Source organism: Termitidicoccus mucosus (genome assembly GCF_038725785.1).
In the GTDB taxonomy this organism is placed as follows: domain Bacteria; phylum Verrucomicrobiota; class Verrucomicrobiia; order Opitutales; family Opitutaceae; genus Termitidicoccus; species Termitidicoccus mucosus.
In genome coordinates this window covers 6,912,999-6,932,588 of the sequence record NZ_CP109796.1, presented here as the reverse complement: position 1 = coordinate 6,932,588, position 19,590 = coordinate 6,912,999, and the positions used below count along the sequence as shown (strand labels likewise).

Annotated in this window: 3 protein-coding genes (1 of these 3 cut by a window edge); all 3 read left to right on the top strand. The window is 67.6% G+C overall.

The features are described 5' to 3' along the window. The first annotated feature begins 7 nt into the window (after positions 1–7). Complete coding sequence (locus tag OH491_RS24385; protein WP_068768617.1) at positions 8–418, top strand: hypothetical protein; 411 nt, start codon at positions 8–10, stop codon at positions 416–418. Positions 419–814: 396 nt separating this feature from the next. Beyond that, complete coding sequence (locus OH491_RS24380; RefSeq protein ID WP_145928517.1) at positions 815–1,318, top strand: hypothetical protein; 504 nt, start codon at positions 815–817, stop codon at positions 1,316–1,318. Between the two features lie 24 nt (positions 1,319–1,342). Further along, positions 1,343–19,590, top strand: the 5' end (the start) of a protein-coding gene (locus OH491_RS24375) for an autotransporter-associated beta strand repeat-containing protein (protein WP_342750741.1). It continues 32,590 nt past the right edge of the window; 18,248 of the gene's 50,838 nt are visible here — the first part of the coding sequence; the start codon lies at positions 1,343–1,345; the stop codon falls past the right edge of the window.

Here is a 19,590-nt window from a genome sequence, read left to right as displayed (position 1 = left end):
GGCCGTCATGAAAACCGGACCAACAGCAGGTGGCGCGGGCCAGAACCAAAATCCCGTACCGCCGGAAGACGCGCGCGAGCCCGTGCTGCTCGACTCGCTGCCCATGGCGCGGTATTCCTTCACCGTGCGCGGATACCTGGCCAGCGGCGCGAAAATCACCATCAGGGGCGCCGTCTATGCCAGAAAGGGCCTGTATTACCAGGCGCGGGCGCGGGTGCTCGATTCCGTCCTGAAGGAGATCCCCACGCTCGAACTCGACGAGAATCCCATCGGGTTGAGGATGGGCAGATGCATCCCGACGGAAGATTTCGGCTTCCTCGGACGCTCACGGGCGCGGCGCCCCGCGCCCGTGAGCGCGACCGCGCAGGCCGGGAATTCGAATTTCCATGGCCCGGCGGGGCAAGGTGTGCAGGGCTGACAAAACCATCCAAAGACAAAATTTGATGAGCCATCGAGTGAGTGCATGCGCAGAAGATTTTTCGAATCCTTAAATTTTTTATCACCCGTGATCCCAATCGCGGGCACGGCTGCGTTTGGCTGGCACCACCTCCGGCTGCATCCTTCACTACTTACGCTTATGCAAAGAGATTGACTTATATCAGGAGAAATATTCTTTTTGTTAAAATTTTACTAATCAATACATTGTTCCATACTATGAGCAGTTTTCACGGCTCCCCTCGTATATGGTTTCTTTCTCCTTTTCGCGCTTCGCGCGCAATCGACCACCACAACAAATACCAGTCCCGGCATCGGCCCATCCCGCCGCCCTGCCCTGCATTAGCGTGGATATAACAAGACAGTCCTCTTTTTATTTATGAGAACTACCCTCTTGGCCTGGCCGATTGCCATGCTTGGTCTCGCGGGCGCTGCCGGTCTGCGGGCGCAGACAGTCAACAGCCCCGTCACGTTCAACAGCAGCCAGACCTGCACGCTCGGCGCCGGCGGCACCTTCACCGGCGCGTCCTCCGTATCCCGCACCAGCGCCCTCATCACGGTCAACAACGGCAACCTCACCCTCAACACTTCCGGCGCCGCCGCCCTGCTCAAGCTCTCCAACAACGTGAACACCGCCGGCGGCTACGGCGGCGCCATCAACGTCACTGCCGCCAGCAACGGCTCGCTCTTCATCAACGGCAGCTACGGCGACATCCTCATCTCCGCCAACACCAACACCACCGGCACCGGCGGCGCGCTCCGCACCGCCGCCAACATCACCCTCACCACCGCCGTCAGCACTGGCACGGCGTCGGTTTACGGGCCTAATCCCGCCAACCGCACGGACGCGCGCTTACTTGGAACTTCGGGATGTTTAAAGTGATGGGTCTGTAAAAAGGAGAAAAATATGAACCTTCAAAAAATATTCGGGCAGGCCGGCGGATGCGGGTTGCTGCTGCTGTTTTTGATGCCTTCGTCCGCCTTCGCGCAGGCGGCGGCGAATACGACAGTTTCCTCCGGCACGCAATCGGAGTACGGACCCAATCCCAGTTACCGTGACCAAGCCCGCACCTGGACCTTCACCAGCAATGGCGCCGGGTTGCAGGCGCAGAACAATTACAGCTGGTACCTCGGCCAGTTCGGCAACAAAAACTCATCGCTCATTTACACCACGGGCAGCGTCAGCTTCATCGTCAGCAATGGCATCACCGCGGGCAATTTGATTTTCACCTCCAACACCGCCAACGACGCTTTCGCTTACGGCGGCGCGGTCAGTTCGGGGCAAAGCATCAACTTCAGCGGCGCGTCCCGGTCCATCCAGTTTCTCAACAACTTCGCCAGCAATTACGGCGGCGCGATGTACGGCGCCACCGGCATCGCGCTGAGCGTCACCACCGGCTCGCTGGTCATCAGCGGCAACGTCACCAGCGGCAGCTACGGCGGCGCGTTCAACACCGGCACCGCGGGCAGCGCGAACATCACCCTCAGCGGTTCCTACGGCCTCATCAACATTGCGAACAACCGCGCCACCGGCGGCCTCGGCGGCGCGTTTCGCTCGGCGGGCGGCATCAGCATCAGCAACGCGGCGGCTGGCAGCACCGGCTCGCTGACGGTCGCCAACAACTTCGCGCAGAGCGGCGGCGGCGCGTTCTACGCGACGCAGGGCAACGTGAGCGTCGGCGGCAATTTCGGCGGCATCGCCTTCACCGGCAACACTTCCAACGGCAATGCCGGCGCGATTTTCGCCTCCTCCGCCGTCGGCTTCACCGCGAACACGGTGAACGACATGCTGTTCGCCAACAACGTCACCAGCAGCGGCGCGGGCGGCGCGATGCTCGCGTGGGGCAGCATCTCGCTGCTCGGCAACAGCGGCGGCAATCTGGCGTTCCAAAACAACGCCGCGTCGGGCGGGCCGGGCGGCGCGGTGTATTCCAACCAAGTCCTCACCGTCGGCGGCACCCACGCGAACATCCTGCTCACCAGCAACACCGCCATCGGCGAGGGCGGCGCGTGGAACGCCAACAACGCCATGATCATCAGCGCCACCGCCGCGGCGTTCACCGCCACCGGCAACTACGCCAACACCAGCGGCGGCGCGCTCTACGTCGGCTCCGGTCTCGGCATCACCGGCAGCCTCGCGTTCGGCGGCAGCTACGGCAGCGTCACTTTCGCCAACAACAAAACCAACAGCAGCGGCGGCGCGATTGCCGCCGGCAACGGCAGCATCTTCATCAATCCGCTGGTCAGTGGCGCGCTGAATTTCAGCGGCAACAGCTCGCAGGGCGGCGGCGCCATCAGCGCCGGCAACGCCGTGGGCATCAGCGGCAGCTACGGTGCCATCACATTTGACCGCAACACCGGCGGCGGCAAAAACGGCGGCGCCATCCTCGCCGGCGGCAACGTCACCATCAGCGCCACCGCGGCGGGCGCGCTGGCGTTCACCAACAACTACGCCAACTCGCAAGGCAGCGGCGGCGCGATTTTCACCGGCGGCACGGTGGGCATTGACGGCGCGTATGGCTCGCTGCTCGTCAGCAGCAACACCGGCGGCGGCGGCGGCAGCGGCGGCGGGTTTGTGGGCGCGGCCATCACCATCGGCGGCAGCTACGGCGGCATCTCCATTTTGAACAACAATGCCGGCAACAACGGCGGCGCGTTCGAGGCGGTGGGTGGCGCGCTGACCCTCAGCGCCACGGTCGCGAACAACGTGACCGTCAGCGGTAACTCCACCGGCGGCGGCGGCGACGGCGGCGCGTTCTACAGCGCGCAGGACGTCGTCATCAACTCACTGGTTGGCGGCACGCTGCTGTTCAGCAGCAACACCGCCGGCAGCGCGGGCGGCGGCGCGATTTACAGCGGCGGCGGCGTCAGCATCGGCGGCACCTACGGCGCGGTGAGTTTCAGCGGCAATGTCTCGCCGAGCAACGGCGGCGCGATTGAGGCGGTTGGCAACGTGACCCTCAGCGCCACCACCGGCACGCTGGCGTTCACCAACAACGTTATTAACAACTACGGTAGCGGCGGCGCGATTTACACGACGGGCACCGTCACCGTCGGCGGCGCCGGCTACACGCTGTTCCAAGGCAACACGGCAAACTTCGGCGGCGCGATCAGCGGCAGCGCCGTGGCGTTCACCGCCGCCGGCACTGTGAATTTCAGCGGCAACGTGGCGACCGCCTCCGGCTACAACGGCGGCGGCGCGATTTACAGCGCGGGGGCGCTGACGGTCAGTCAGAGCATGGCGAACGGCTTGCTGACGTTCACCAGCAACACCGCCGGAGGCATGGGCGGCGCGATTTACTCCGGCGGCGCGTTCACGCTGAATGTCAGCGCCGGCACGCTCACTGCCAGCGGCAACAAAGCCTCCAACAACACCAGCGGCTTCCTCAATGTCGCCGCCGGCAACGCCACCTTCAACATCTCCTCCGGCGCGGTCGCGCAAATCGGCAACAACACCTCCATCATCAACGCCGCCGACAGCATTGCCATCGCCAGCGGTAACCTCTACAAAACCGGCGGCGGCTTGCTCGTGATTTCATCGAGCAACCAGTACACCGGCGCCACGATAGTGCGGGGCGGCACGCTGAACGTCCTCGGCCAAATCATCAACAGCAGCGGCCTGATTGACGGCGGCATCGGCGAGGTCACCGGCAGCGGCTGGTGGAGCGCGACCACCATGATTGTCGGCGGCTCCGTCAGCGGTACCTTCGTCGTGACTGACAGCGGCTCCGTCACCGGCACCAGCGTTATCTTCGGTCAAAACGCCGGCAGTTACGGCACCGGCACCGTCAGCGGCAGCGGGTACTGGTATAATAATAACGGCAACTTCACCGTCGGGCAGAGCGGCAGCGCGTCGCTGACGTTGAACCAGACCGGCAGCATCTACACGCAAAACGGCAACGCCACCATCGGCGCGCTCGGCAGCGTCACCGTCAGCGACACCGGCTACTGGCACGGCGCGAGCTTCACCAACAGCGGCAACCTCGGCCTGAGCCAGAGCGGCTCGCTGAGCCTCACCGGCGCATACACGCAAAACGCCACCGGCACGCTGAGCATCAGCCTCAACGCCGCCGCGCCGAACGCCCCCTTCATCACCGCCAACACCGCCACCCTCGCCGGCTATCTGGCCCTCAGCGGCTTTTCCGGCGGCGCGGTCACCGGCAGCGCCGCCAGCGATTTTTCCAACAGCTCCTACACCATCATCCGCACCACCGGCGGCATCACCGGCGACCTCATCGCCAATGTCGGCGGCGCGACCGGCTATGATTTCCTCAACCTCGGCGCGCACAAGGCCAACAGCGACCGTGATTACGTCGTCGGGCTGGGCCTCGCGTGGTACGACACGCCCGCCTCGTCGCACGGCAACTTCACCCTCGGCGCGGGGCAAAGTTTCGACGTTGACGTCATCCTCAGCGACACCACCCCCGACACCGGCAGCACCAACGCCAGCGGCAGCGCGTGGGACGGCCGGTCGCTGACCGTCACCGCGTCGAACAGCGGCACCCTCACCCTCAGCGCCCACAACACCTACACCGGCACCACCAGCGTCCTCGGCGGCGCGCTGAACATCACCGGCACCACCGATGGCAACACGCGGGCGGTCGTCGGCGGCGCGGCGGGCGGCGGCGCCACGGTCAACGTCAGCGGCAGCGCGCTGTGGCAGGTCGGCGCCGGCGGCATGAGCATCGGCGCGGCGGGCGTTGGCGCCGTTTACCTCGCCGGCGGCGCCACGCTCGCCACCGGCGGCACGCTGATCGTCGGCGACCAAGCGTATGGCGTCTTGGAAAGTTTTGGCAACTCCACCCTCGTCACCAACAGCGCCGTCATCATCGGCAACGCCACCGGCGTGTTCGGCGGCGTGGGGATTGGCGCGGACGCCGCGTCCGCCGGTTACTGGAACGCCGGTTCGGGCAGCATGGTCATCGCCGGCAGCGGCACCGGCGTCGTGCGCGTCGCCAACAGCGGCAGCATCACCGGCAGCGGCTTGGTGGTCATCGGCGCGGCGGCGGACAGCATGGGGCAGGCGTATGTGTCTGATAACGCCACGTGGAATTTGACCAACAGCGTCATCGCCGGCGCGGACGGTTACGGCCAGTTGATTGTCGGCGACAGCGGCAGCATGAGTGTCAGCGGCAGCGTGATTATCAACATGGGCGGCGGCGGCGGCGCGGTGTGGATTGGCGGCACGAGCAGCGGCGGCGATGCGACGCTGACCGTCGGCGGCGATTTCATCAACGGCGCGGCGGCGTCCCCCGGCTTGGCGACCGCCCTGCGCGTCAACGGCAACGGCGTGCTGAACGTCGCCGGCACTTACCAACAAAACGCCGGCGCGCAACTCCTGGCCATCCTCGACTCCACCACGCGCGGCCCGGACGACGCCTTCATTTACGCCGCCGGCGCGGTGCTCGGCGGCACGCTGAACGTCGTCTCGTTCGACGGCACGTCCAGCGGCAGCAGCGCCAGCGGCCTGAAGTCCGGCAACACGCTCATCATCAGCACCAGCAACGGCTTCGGCGGCACCGATTTTGCCAGCAAGAACGTCGGCAGCGGCACCAGCAGCAGCTATAAATTTATCGTCCTCGACGGCTTCATCAGCAACGACGGCGTGAACGTCACCCCCTTCACCGGCACGAATTATTACGTCGGCTTTGAACTCGCGTGGCTCGCCGGCGGCACCAACGCCAGCGGCACGTTCGAACTGGACGGCGGCCAGTCGTTCGATGTGGACATCGCGCTGAACAACAGCGTCCAAAACCTCACCGGCTCCGGCTGGGACGGCCAGTCGCTGGCCAAGACCGGCGTCGGCGCGCTGTTCCTCACCGCCGCCAACAATTACAGCGGCACCACCACCGTCGGCGCGGGCGAATTGTTCATCACCACCACCACCGGCGGCGCGGCGGGTTCGATTAACAACACCGCCGCCGCTCTCATCAACGGCGGCACTGCGACCGTCAGCGGCTCCGGCGCGTGGAGCGCGACCAACTTCACCGTCAGCGGCGGCTGGCTCAACGCGCAGGACAACGCCGTCGTCAACGGCACCACCGCGCTGATCAGCGGCGGCAGCGTGAGCCTGGGCGGTGCCGCCGTGTTCAACGCGCAAAACCTGAATGTCAGCGGCGGGTTGCTCAACCTGGCCGACAGCGCGACGCTCAACGCCGCCGGCGCCATCAGCGGCGGCGGCGTGAACGTCGGCGGCACCGCGATTTGGATTGGCAGCAGCCTGACCGTCAGCGGCGGCACGCTAGGCGTCAGCGACAGCGGCAGCGTGAGCCTCGGCGGCGCCTACACCCAGCAAGGCGGCGGCAACCTGTTCATTGATCTCGCCAACCGCGACAGCGGGCGCGGCGCGTATATCAACGCCAGCACCGCCGCCCTCGACGGCTCGCTGACCGTCACCGGTTTCGAGGCCAACGTCACCGGCACCGCCGCCAGCCTGCTTACGAACAACAGCGTCCTCCTTCTCCACACCGCCGCCCCGGGCAGTATCAGCGGCAGCTTCGCCAACCTCATCATCAGTGGCCTCCCGCCCGGCGGCCTGCCCGACTACATCACCGGCGGCGCGTACGCGGTCAACAACAACCAGGACTACGTGCTCGGTTTCGGCCTCGCGTGGTTTAGCGCGTCGAGCGTCAGCCACGGCAGCTTCACCCTCGGCGACGGCGCGGCGTTCAACGTGGACGTGACGCTGAGCGACACCAACGCCGACCTCGGCACCGCCAACGCCAGCGGCGCCGCGTGGGACGGCCGCACACTGACCAAACTCGGCGGCGGCACGCTGACACTCAGCGCGTCGAACGCCTACACCGGCAGCACCGTCATCACCGGGGGCGCGTTGCTCGCCTCCGCCGCCACCGCCAACGCCGCCGACGCCGTCAACTCCAGCACGCTCATCGTTTTCAACAGCACGACCAGCAGCGGCACGCTGATGTTCAACCAAAGCGCCACGCTGACGGCACGCCAGTCCGTCGCCGCGAACGCCGCCGGCAACCTCGCGCAAAGCAGCGCCACCGCGTTGCTGACCGTCAGCGCCCCCGCTTACAACGGCAACGGCGGCGCGGTGTTTGTCGGGGCGGGCGGCGCTTATAATATCAAGGGCCACTCGGAATTCACCGGCAACAGCGTCAGCGGCGCGAACCTCGGCGGCGCGATGTATTTCGCGGGCAACGGCGTGCTTAATTTCGACGACTGCAATTTCCTCCTCACCGGCAACACCTCCGGCAGCAGCGGCGGCGCGATTGCGATGGGCGCGGACACCGGCACGCTGACGGTCAACGGCAGCTCCGGCCTCCTCACCTTTGGCGATAACGTCGCCGCCAACAACGGCGGCGCGATTTATTCCGCCGACACGCTGGATTTCACCGTCTTCTCCGGCACGCTGACCTTCACCGGCAACACCGCCGGGTTTGACGGCGCGGCGATTTTCGCGCGGAACAACCTGAACCTCAGCGGCAGCTTCGGCGAGTTCGTCATCACTTCCAACACCGGCGGCACCGGCGTCGAAGGCAACGGTGCGATTGCCACGGGCACCGCCGGCACGCTGAACATCATCGCCCAGGTCGCCGGCACGCTGGCGGCGGTTAACAATTACGCCGCCGCCAACGGCGCGGCGTTCTACGCGGGCAGCCTGAACTTCAGCGGCAGCTTCGGCGAAATCCTCTTCGCCTCGAACACCGTCAGCGCGGTTGGCTACGGCGGCGCGATTTGGGCGGAGCAAAACATCGCCATGGACGCCGTCAGCGCGGGCAACATCACCTTCAGCGGCAACTACGCCGGCGCCGCCGCCGGCGCGCTCGGCTCGTCGCTGGGCAGCGTCGCCATCAACGCCGTCGCCGGCGGCACGCTGGCCGTCACCAACAACTATTCGGCGGGCGGCGCGGGCGCGTTCTATGCCTTCGGGGAACTGACCGTCAGCGGCAGCTACGGCGCGCTGCTGATTGACTCCAACACCACCGGCGGCCTCGCGGGCGCGTTCGGCTCCTACGGCGCGATGGCGTTTGACGTGACCACCGCCGGCGACATTGACGTGACCAACAACACCGCCGGCGGCGGCGGCGGCGCGCTCGGCTCCTACAGCGGCATCACCGTCAGCGCCGTGGCCGGCGGCAACCTCAACTTCACCGGCAACACCGCCGGCGCCTCCGGCGGCGCCATCGGCACGGCCACCAACGCCGCCTTCGGCCCCCCCACCGCCCCCTCCGACGTCATCATCACCGCCACCGTCGCCGGCACGCTGAACGTCAGCCACAACCGCTCCGGCACCGGTGCCAACTTCAACGACGGCGGCGCGATTTACGCCTCGCAAGACGTGCTGTTCAGCGGCAGCTACGGTTCCATCCTCTTCGCCTCCAACACCGCCGGCAGTTGGGGTGGTGCGATTTACGCCCAGCGCAATCTCACCCTCGACGCCGTCAGCGCGGGCGACATTATTTTTGACCACAACACCAGCACCGGCGGCGACTACGGCGCGTTCGGCACCGCCGACGGCGACACCCGCATCAGCGCCCTCGCCGGCGGCGCGCTGATGGTCACCAACAACGCCGCGTTCAGCGATTTCGGCGGGCTGGGCGCGAACCAGTCGCTGACCGTCAGCGGCACCTACGGCGCGATTTTCATTGATTCGAACACCGCCGGCCGCTCCGTCGGCGCGCTCGGCGCGCTGCTTGGCAACGTGGTCATTGACGCCCAGTCCGCCGGCGCGCTGACCGTCACCAACAACGTCGCCACCGGCGCGTCCGGCAACTACGGCGTCGCCGGCGCCATCGGCTCCATCGCCGGCGACGTCATCGTCGGCGGCAGCTACGGCGCCTTCGTCATCGGCAGCAACACCGCCGGTTACGGCGGCGCCGTCCACGCGGCGAACAACCTCACCCTCAGCGCCACCGCCGCCGGCGCGTTTTCCATCACCGGCAACTACGCCGACGTCAACGGCGGCGCGCTGGCCGTCACCAACTATCTGTCCACCGTCCTCGCCGACTACCCGCAGATTGACCCCGGCTCGGTCAGCGGCACCGGCGTCCTCACCATCGGCGGCCTGACCGGCAACCTCATCATCAGCGCCAACCAAGCCGCCGGCAGCGGCGGCGCGATTTACACCCTCGGCAGCGCCATCACCCTTTCCGGCACGTTCGGGCTGGTCACCGTCACCGGCAACGTCAGCGGCTCGCAAGGCGGCGCGATTTATTCCGGCTCCAGCTTCATCCTCCACCTCGCGTCCGGCGACCTGCTGACCGCCAGCGGCAACACGACGGGCGGCGGCGACGCGGCGGGCGGCTTCCTCTACGTCAGCAGCGGCAGCGCGTGGTTCGACATCGCCGCCGGCGCGGACGCTGAAATCGGCTCCCAATTCTCCGCGGCCATGCGCGCCGACTCCATCGCCACCAACAGCGGCGTCAATTTAATCAAAACCGGCGACGGCTTGCTCACGCTCTGGGCGACCAACACCATCGGCGGCACCGCCATCCTCAGCGGCGGCACCCTCGCCATCGGCGCGCCCGGCTCACTGTCAGCGGCGGGCGATTTCACGCAGGCCGCGGACACCGTCCTCTCGCTCGACCTGGCCAACGCCTCGCGCAGCGCGTTCATCAGCGTCAGCGGCTCCATTTTCCTTGATAATTCCGGCACGCTGCAACTCAGCAACTACACCAACCTCATCGCCAGTGGCAGCACCGCCAGCGGTTACACGGCGACCTCGCTGGTGCAATTCCTCATGCACGCCGACGGCACGATTTTCGGCGATTACAACAACTACACCAGCGTCGTGGACGGCACCGGCGGAGCGTTCAACGCCGCCTTCAGCGGCACCCGCGACTTTTTGCAATTCGGCATCATGAAGATTAACGACGACACCGACCTGATTATCGGCAACGTCCTGTCATGGTTCACCGGCACGGACACCAGCCACGGCAACTTCACGCTGAACGCGGGCGAGAGCTTCGACATTGACGTTGACCTCTACAACCACCAAGCGCACGGGGCCAACAGCGGCGGCTACGCCTGGGACGGCGCGTCGCTGACCGTCACCGCCAGCAACAGCGGCACCCTCATCCTCAGCGCCGGCAACAGCTACACCGGCACCACCACCGTCCTCGGCGGCGCGCTGGTCGTCACCACCACCAGCGGCAGCATGGCGGGCCGCATCAACCACAACGCCGCCGCGGTGATTAACGGCGGCACCGGCGTGGTCAGCGGCGGCGGCTACTGGAGCGCGACCACCTTCACCCTCGGCACCGGCGCGCTGAACATCACCAACCGCGGCCTCGTCAACGCCGACGGCCAGTATGTCCAGAGCGGCGGCTTGCTGGCGCTCGACATCACCAGCGGGCGCGCGCCGGACAGCGCCTTCCTCGCCGCGGGCGCGGCGACGCTCGGCGGCACGCTGGCTGTCACCGGCCTGAGCGGCAGCGCCGGCTTTACCGGCACCACCGGCCCCGACGGCATCATCTACCTCACCGACACCAAGGCCAGCGACGTCGGCCGCAACCAGCAACTCCTCATCCACACGCAGAACGGCGTCGGCGGCACCTGGTTCGACCACGTCACCCTCAGCGGCGGCACCAGCGACTTTGACTACCTGAACTACGGCGTCACCCTGGTCGGTGGCACCGACGTGGTGGCGGGCGCGATGCTCACGTGGTACACGGGAACAAAAACGTCCCATGGCAATTTCACCATCACCAACACCCTCGGCTACTTCGACGTGGATGTCGCGCTGGCTGACCGGCAGCCGTCCAACACGCTGTCATGGGACGGCCGCTCGCTGACGGTGACGGCCAGCAACAGCGGCACGCTCATCCTCAGCGCGACGAACAATTACACCGGCGCGACCACCGTTGACGGCGGCGTGCTGGCCATCACCGGCTGGACGGGCAGCACGAACAACGTGGTGGTTGGCTCCGCCACCGGCATGAGCGGCACGCTGGCGGTCAGCGGCAGCGCGTATCTGGGCGGCGATACCACCAACCTTTACGTTGGCGCCAACGGCGGTGCCGGCGTGCTCAACGTCGGCTCCGGCATCGTTAACTACGATTACGCGGCCATCGGCACCGGCACGGGCGTTGGCACTTATGTGCAAACCGGCGGCACGGTTACCGGCGACAGCGTTTTCCGTCTGGGCTACGACGGCGGCACCGCCACCGGCACGATCAGCGGCGGCTGGCTGAACGCCGTTTACGCGCTGGACATCGGCAGTTATGCGTCCTCGGCGACGCTGACCTTCACCGGCGGCACCATCACCTCGCAGGGCGCGGTGTCCATCGCCGGGGCGGGGAATGCTGTCATTATCATGAGCGGCGGGTTGTTGGAGGCGACCGGCAACCTCGGCGGCGGTCCCATCGTGTCAATCGGGGTGGACGTCATTGGCAGCAGTTTCACCGGTTCCGGCTCCGGCGCGCTGGCCATGACCGGCGGCACGATTAGCACGGGAATATTTTCGGTTGGCGCCAGTTACGGCTTCGCGGAGGGCGCCGGCACGGCCGGCATCACGAATGCCCTGGTCGGCGCCAGCCACGGCGTCGCGGTCGGCGCGGGTGGCCGCGGTGCGTTGAGCGTCGGCGCGGGCGGCGCGGTCCGCACGGGGGGCGACGTGGTGGTTGGCGTGGGCGGCACGAGCGGCGGCGCGCCGACCGCCGGCATCGGCACGGTCACCATCAGCGGCAACGGCGTGGTGGCGGCGGACGGCGACTTCAACGTCGGCCACAACAACGGCGACGCCATGCTGACCGGCCTCGGCTTCACCACCGACGGCACCGGCGCGCTGGTCATCGGCGACAGCGGCAGCGTCACCGCCGGCGGCGCTTATGCGCAAAACGCCGTTTCCGCGCTGACGCTGACCCTCGACGGCACGCCCGGCTCGCGCGGCGCGTTCATCACCGCCGGCACGGCGCGACTCGACGGCACGCTGACGGTGAACGCCACCGGCACGGCGCTGTTCAGCAATGGCGGCAGCGCGTCGGCGCTCGCCGATAGTAACGCGCAAGTGCTGATTCACACCAACACCATCACCGGCGACTTCGCCACTGTCAGCGTCACCGGCGGCACGAGCGCGAAAGATTTCCTCACCTTCGGTGCGTTCATCACCGGCGGCACCGACTACGTGCTCGGTTCGCAACTCGCGTGGTTCAGCGCCACGACCACGAGCCACGGCAACTTCACCCTCGGCGCGACCGAGAGCTTCAACGTTGACGTGAACCTCTCCGCCACCACCGCCGACCTCGGCACCACCAACGCCAGCGGCAGCGCGTGGGACGGCGCCACGCTCACCGTGACGGCCAGCAACAGCGGCACCCTCATCCTCAGCGGCTCAAACACCCTCGCCGGGCTGCACGTCCTCGGCGGCTGGCTCGTGAACCGCGGCTGGACCAGCGACGACCTGCTGGTGGACGGCGGCGCGATCTTCCTCAACACCGGCGGCACCGCCTACCTCACCGCCACCAACGCCGTCATCGGCGGCACCGGCGCGGGCACGTTCCTCGTGGACAGCGGCACCGTCGCCGTGCAGCAAACGCTGGCCTTCGGCCGCGACGCCGGCGCGCGCGGCACCGGCACCGTCAGCGGCAGCGGCTTCGTGACGGTGGGCGGCACCCTGTTCGTCGGCAACAGCGGCAGCGGCGCGCTGACCGTCACCGACCGCGGCGTGCTCACCACCGGCACCGTCTATGTCGGCTACAACAGCGGCGCCTCCGGCACTGCCCTCGTCAGCGGCAGCGGCTACTGGAACACCGGCGGCGACAATTTCTACCTCGGCTACGCCATGAACGCCACCGGCACGCTGACCCTCAACGGCAGCGGCAGCATCAGCAGCGGGCTGGCCGTCCTCGGTCTCTCCAACGGCGCCCTCGGCGGCGTCACGGTCGGCGGCGGCGCGTATTGGACGACCAACGGCACCAACTTCCTGGTCGGCAACAGCGGCACCGGCACCGTCGCCCTGAACGGCAGCGGCAGCATCAGCAGCGGCGCGGTCACCCTGGGCGGCAACGCTGCCGGCACCGGCATCGTCACGGTCAGCGACACCGCGTTCTGGACCACCAACGGCAACACCTTCACCGTCGGCAGCGCCGGCACCGGCGCGCTGGCGCTCACCGACAGCGGCAGCATCAGCAGCGACGTGGTTTATTTCGGCAACGGCACCACCGGCGTCGGCACGGGCACCGTCAGCGGCTCGGCGTTCTGGGACACGAACGGCGGCGATTTCTACGTCGGCAACAGTGGCACCGGCTTCCTGACGCTGACCGGCAGTGGTAGCATCCTCAGCGGCAACGTTTGGTTGGGCCACGGCATCACCGGCGTCGGCAGCGGCACCGTCAGCGGTTCGGCGTTCTGGGATGCCTCCGCCGGCGAGTTTTACATCGCCACCAGCGGCACCGGCTCGCTGCTGCTCACCGACAACGCCACCATCAGCAGCGGCAATGTTTATTTCAGCAACGGCAACGACGCTCTCGGCACCGGCACCGTCAGCGGCTCGGCGCATTGGAATGCCGCCGGGGATTTCTACCTCGGCGAAAACGGCACCGGCTCGCTCCTGCTCACCGACAGCGGCAGCATCACCAGTGCGGCGGTTTATATTGGCTTTAACGCCACCGCCATTGGCATCGCCACCGTCAGCGGCACGGCATGGTGGAGCGCGAACGACAACTTCACCGTCGGCAACAGCGGCACCGGCGCGCTGAACATCAGCGGCAGCGGCTTGGTGACGGTCGGCGGCACTTATTTGCAAAACGCGGTTGGCTCGCTGGCGATTGACGCCGCCGGCCGCGGCTTGGACGACGCCTTCATCTACGCCAGTTCGGCGACGGTCGGCGGGACGCTGACGGTCACCGGCTTCGGCACGGGCGAGGCTTTTGACAACGCGCAGGCCGTCGTCAGCAACAGCCGCCAACTCATCATCAGCGCGACCAGCGGCACCATCAACGGCGTCTTCGCCACGGCGACGCTGGCGGGTTACAACGGCGCGGATTTGCCGGATTATATCTACGGCTTCTTCTACAAGGACGACAACGACACCAAATACTACGCCGGCGTGAACCTCTCATGGCTCGGCGACACCAACGACGGCAACGGCAACTTCACCATCGCCAGCGGCACCAGCTTCGACGTGAACGTCAGCCTCAGCGACACGATGGGCGCGGCGAGTTACGCGAACGGCTGGGATGGCAAGTCGCTCACCGTCACCAGCAGCAACAGCGGCACGCTCATCCTCAGCGCCAGCAATGATTTCACCGGCACGACCACCGTCAACGGCGGCGTCCTCGCCATCACCGGCTGGACCGGCACCAACGCCGCCGGCCTCATCAACGGCGGCACCGTGAATGTCAGCGGCACCGGCTACTGGGGCGTGAACCATCTCACCGTCGGCGACACCACCGTCGGCGCGCTGAACATCACCGGCAGCGTGACCGTCGCCAGCCAATTCATGGCCGGCAACACGGCCACCGGCAGCGGCGCCATCAACGTCAGCGGCAACGGCGTGCTCACGATTGGCGACACCGGCGCCAATTACAACATTTCCGCGCTCGGCTACGGTGCCGGCGCCAGCGGCGTCCTGGGCCTCGGCGACGACGCCCGGGTCACCATCAGCGGCAGCGAGAGTCCGTTCCTGGTCGGCACCGCCGGCGGCAGCGGCACGGTCGCCATCAGCGGCCGGGCGGTGCTGGCACTCGTCAATCTCCAGGGCCGGACCGGCGACATCACCAATGCCGAGGGAATCGCGCTCGGTTTTGGCGACGACAGCGCCGGCTATCTGTTCATCAGCGGCGGCACGCTGGACACCCGTGACACCGGCTTTGATTCCATCGGCGCCGGCATGGGGGCGACCGCCGGCGGCGGCTTTGCCACCGTCAGCGGCAGCGGCGTGTGGGAGAGCCGCGTGCTGCTGGCCGGCTTCGCCGCGAATGGCGCGGACGGCAGCGGGCTGGGTGTGGTGAATGTGACCGGCAACGGGCGGATCAGCGCGGCGGGTTATGACGTGCTCGGCATGGCGCTGGGCGTTGGCTTGGGCGGTGGCAACAGCGGCACGGTCGCCATCAGCGGCGGCGGCTGGTATGACGCGGGCGACCGCGTGGTGTTTGGCGCCAGCGGCGCGGGCGGGCTGACCGTCGGCCAGAGCGGCAGCCTCACCGCCGGCAGTGACATTATCATCGGCGCCGCGCTCAATGAATTTGGCTACGGCAGCGGCGACGGCGGCCTCGGCACGGTCAGCGTCAGCGGCAGCGGCTTGGTTGCCACCGCGGGCAATTTCATCCTCGGCAGCACCAGCGGCACCGGCAACCTCGCCATCACCGGCAGCGGCCTCGTCACCGTCGGCGGCGTCTATGTGCAAAACGCGAACAGCGTCCTCACCCTCAGCGCCAGCGGCGGCGGCATCGTGCGCGGGACGAACGACGCCTTCATCTACGCCAGTTCGGCGACCATCAGCGGCACCATCAACGTCAGCGGCTTCCTCCCCACCGGCAGCGTCTTCGCCGACGCCGCGAGCGTCCTCAACAGCGACCGGCAATTGCTCATCAGCGCGACCAGCGGCACCATCAGCGGCTTCTTCGACAGCAGCACGCTGGTTGGCTTCAGCGGCAGCGGTCTGCCCGACTACCTCTACGGCGGCATCTACAAAACCGCCGACGCCAAACACTACGTCGCCGGCCTGGACCTCTCATGGTTCGGCGACGCGGCCAACGGCCACGGCAACTTCACCGTCGCCAGCGGCACGAGCTTCAATGTCAACGTCAGCCTCAGCGACACGAACAACTCCCCGTATGTGAGTGGTTGGGATGGCAAGTCGCTGACCGTCACGAGCAGCAACAGCGGCACCCTCATCCTCAGCGCGAGCAACAGCTACAGCGGCACCACCAGCGTTCTCGGCGGCGTCCTTGAAATCACTGGCACCGGCAGCGTCAATAACACCGTCACCGTCCAAGTCGGCAACGTCAGCGGCGCGAGCGGTACGCTGACCGTCAGCGGCAGCGGTTTCCTCAATGTCGGCGGCGCGGACAACTCCGTCGAATCCGTCATCGGCGGCAACGGCGGCGCCGGTGTGCTGAACCTCACCGACAGCGGCAGCGTGACCTTCACCGGCAGCGGCGCCCCGACGTGGGTCGGCAAGAACGGCGGCAGCGGCACGCTGAGCGTCAGCGGCGGCTTGCTCACCGTGGTCAACCCCCACGACGGGCCGTACGGTCCCAACGGCCTGATCATCGGCGGCATCGGCAGCACGGGCTGGCTGCTCGTCAGCGGCGGCACGGTGGACACCACCGGCGCGACCAACGACACCATCGGCGACGGCGCCAACACCGGCAGCGCCGGCAGCGGTTTTGCCACCGTCAGCGGCAGCGGCGTGTGGCGGAGTGACGCGCTGTATCTCGGCGGCTATGCCGGTGACAGCGGCGTGCTGAACATCACCGGCGGCGGCCACGTCAGCGTGGCGGGCGACAGCGTGACCGGCGCGGCGCTGGTGGCGAGCGCCAGGGCCGGCGCCACCGGCACGGTGAACATCAGCGGCTCCGGCTGGCTCAATGCCACCGGCGGCGTGAGCGTCATCGGCCTCGGCGGCACCGGCGCGCTGAACCTCAGCGAGAGCGGCAGCTTCACCTCGGCGAATGACATTTATATTGGCGCGGTCGGCGCGGACTTCGGCGTGACCGGCACTGGCAGCGGCTTGGCGAGCGTCAGCGGCACCGCCTTGGTTGCCACGGCAAGCAATTTCTACCTCGGTCATGGCGTCGCCACCGGCAGCATGAGCATCAGCGGCAGCGGCCTCGTCACCGTTGGTGGCACTTACTCGCAAAACCAATACTCGACGCTGACCGTCAGCGCCAGCGCGCGCGGCTTGAGCGACGCCTTCATCATCGCCAGCAGCGCGACGGTCAGCGGCACCATCATCGTCGAGGACTTCGCCACCGGCTCCAACTTCGCCGACGCGCAAAGCGTGCAGAGCGGCAGCCATCAGTTGCTCATCAGCACGACCAGCGGCACCATCAGCGGCTTGTTCACCACGGCGACCATCGTCAACGGCGGCGCGAACCTGCCGGATTATTTGTACGGCGGCATTTACAAGACCACCAGCGGCAGCGCGTATGTCGCGGGCGCGCAACTCGCGTGGTTCGGCGACACCAACAGCGGCTACGGCGGCTTCACCCTCGACCCCAACACCAGCTTCAACGTCAACGTCACCCTCAGCGACACGATGGGCCTCGCCGGTAGCAGCACCTACGTCAGCGGTTGGGATGGCAAGTCGCTGACCGTCACGTCGAGCAACAGCGGCACCCTCATCCTCAGCGCGACGAACAATTACACCGGCGACACCATCGTCAACGGCGGCGAACTCGCCGTCACCGGCTGGACCGGCAGCACGGCGCTCGTCATCATCGGCGAGACGGGCGCCGACCGCGGCGTCATCACCGTCGGCGGCAGCGGCTATTTCGGCGCGCAGGAAATCTACATCGGCCAGGGCGGCACCGGCGCGCTCATCGTCAGCGGCACGGTGAGCGCGTCCGGCGACATTTACGCCGGCGTGGAAATCGGCGCGAGCGGCACGCTGGCCGTCGGCGCGGCCGGTTTGGTGACGGCGGACGGCGGGGTCGTCATCGGCAGCGAGGGCGCGGGCGTCCTCACCGTCAGCGGCGGCACGCTGGCGGCGGGTTTCCTCGGCTTCGGGATGGCGGACGGCGGCCTCGGCGCCGGCACGGTCACGGGTTTGGTGACGGTGGGCGGCGGCCTTCAGGTCGGCAGTTACGGCAGCGGCTCGCTCCTCATCAACTCCGGCACGGTCAGCGCGGGCGGTGACGTGACGCTGGGCTACTACGGCGGCACCGGCGCGGTCACGGTCAGCGGCGGTCTGCTGGCGGGCGGGCAAAGCGTCTTGCTCGGCGGCAATGGCGGCGCGGGCGTCCTCACCGTCAGCGGCGGCACCGTCACGGCGGCGCTCGACCTCGTGGTCGGCTCGGGCAATGCCAGCGTCACCAGCACCCTCACCGTCAGCGCGGGCCTCGTGGACGCGGTTGGCTATATGACCGGGACGGGCGGCGTGGTGGTGGGCGGCGTGGTCATTGGTTACTACGGCAGCGGCGCGCTGGCCGTCGCCGGCGGCACCGTGCATAGCAGCCACGACATCAGCTTTGCCGGTTTGGAAACCCTCAATCTCGGCAACACCGCCGTTGGCAGCGTCAGCGGCGCCGGCGTGCTCGCGGCGGACGGTGACATCCGGCTCGGCGCGACCGGTTCGGCGCGGCTCGACATTAGCGGCGGCGGCCTCGTCAGCGGCTCCAACATCGCCATCGGCCACGCCTTTTACGCTGATGACAGCCAGTATGGCGGGAACGCGGCGACGGTCACCGTCAGCGGCAGCGCGCGGCTGCTCGCGGCGGGCAACCTCGCCGTCGGCGGCAGCGCGACCGACGGCCTGACCGGCACCGCCACCGGCACCGGCTGGCTCGCCGTCAGCGACAGCGGCAGCGTCAGCGTCGGCGGCACATATCTTCAAGACCAAGGCAGCGCGCTGACGCTGAACCTCGGCGGCACCCTCAACTCGCGCGGCGCGTTCATCACGGCGACGGCGGCGCAACTCGACGGCGCGCTGATGGTCAACGCCGGCGGCACGGCGGCGTTCGTCAGCGGCGGCAGCGCCTCGGCCCTCGCGGGCGGCGCGCAAGTCCTCATCCACACCGGCACCATCAGCGGCGACTTTGCGACGAAGACCATCAGCGGCGGCACCAGCGTGAGGGACTTCCTGACCTTCGGCGCGTTCATCGTCGGCGGCACCGATTACGTGCTCGGCTCGGAATTGGCGTGGTACAGCGACACGACGGCAAGCCACGGCAACTTCACCCTCGGCGCGGGCGAGAGTTTCAACGTGGACGTGACCCTCAGCGACACCACGCCGCACGCCGCCATCAGCGGCACCGTCATCGCGTGGGACGGACGCTCGCTGACGGTCACGTCGAGCAATCGCGGCACGCTCATCCTCAGCGCGTCCAACAATTACACCGGCACGACCTCGGTGCTCGGCGGCGAGTTCATCGTCAGCGGCACCGGCGGCATCAATAACAGCGCGGCGGCGTTGATTGGCGGCGGCACCGCCACCGTCAGCGGCAGTGGCGTGTGGAGCGCGACGAACTTCACCATCGGCACGGTCAGCCAGAGCGGTACCGGCGTGCTCTTGGTGCAAGACAC

What these genes read in the sequence shown, in the direction of transcription:
- OH491_RS24385 (WP_068768617.1), top strand. Translation starts at nt 8, where the DNA reads ATGAAAACCGGACCAACAGCAGGTGGCGCGGGCCAGAACCAAAATCCC.
- OH491_RS24380 (WP_145928517.1), top strand. Translation starts at nt 815, where the DNA reads ATGAGAACTACCCTCTTGGCCTGGCCGATTGCCATGCTTGGTCTCGCG.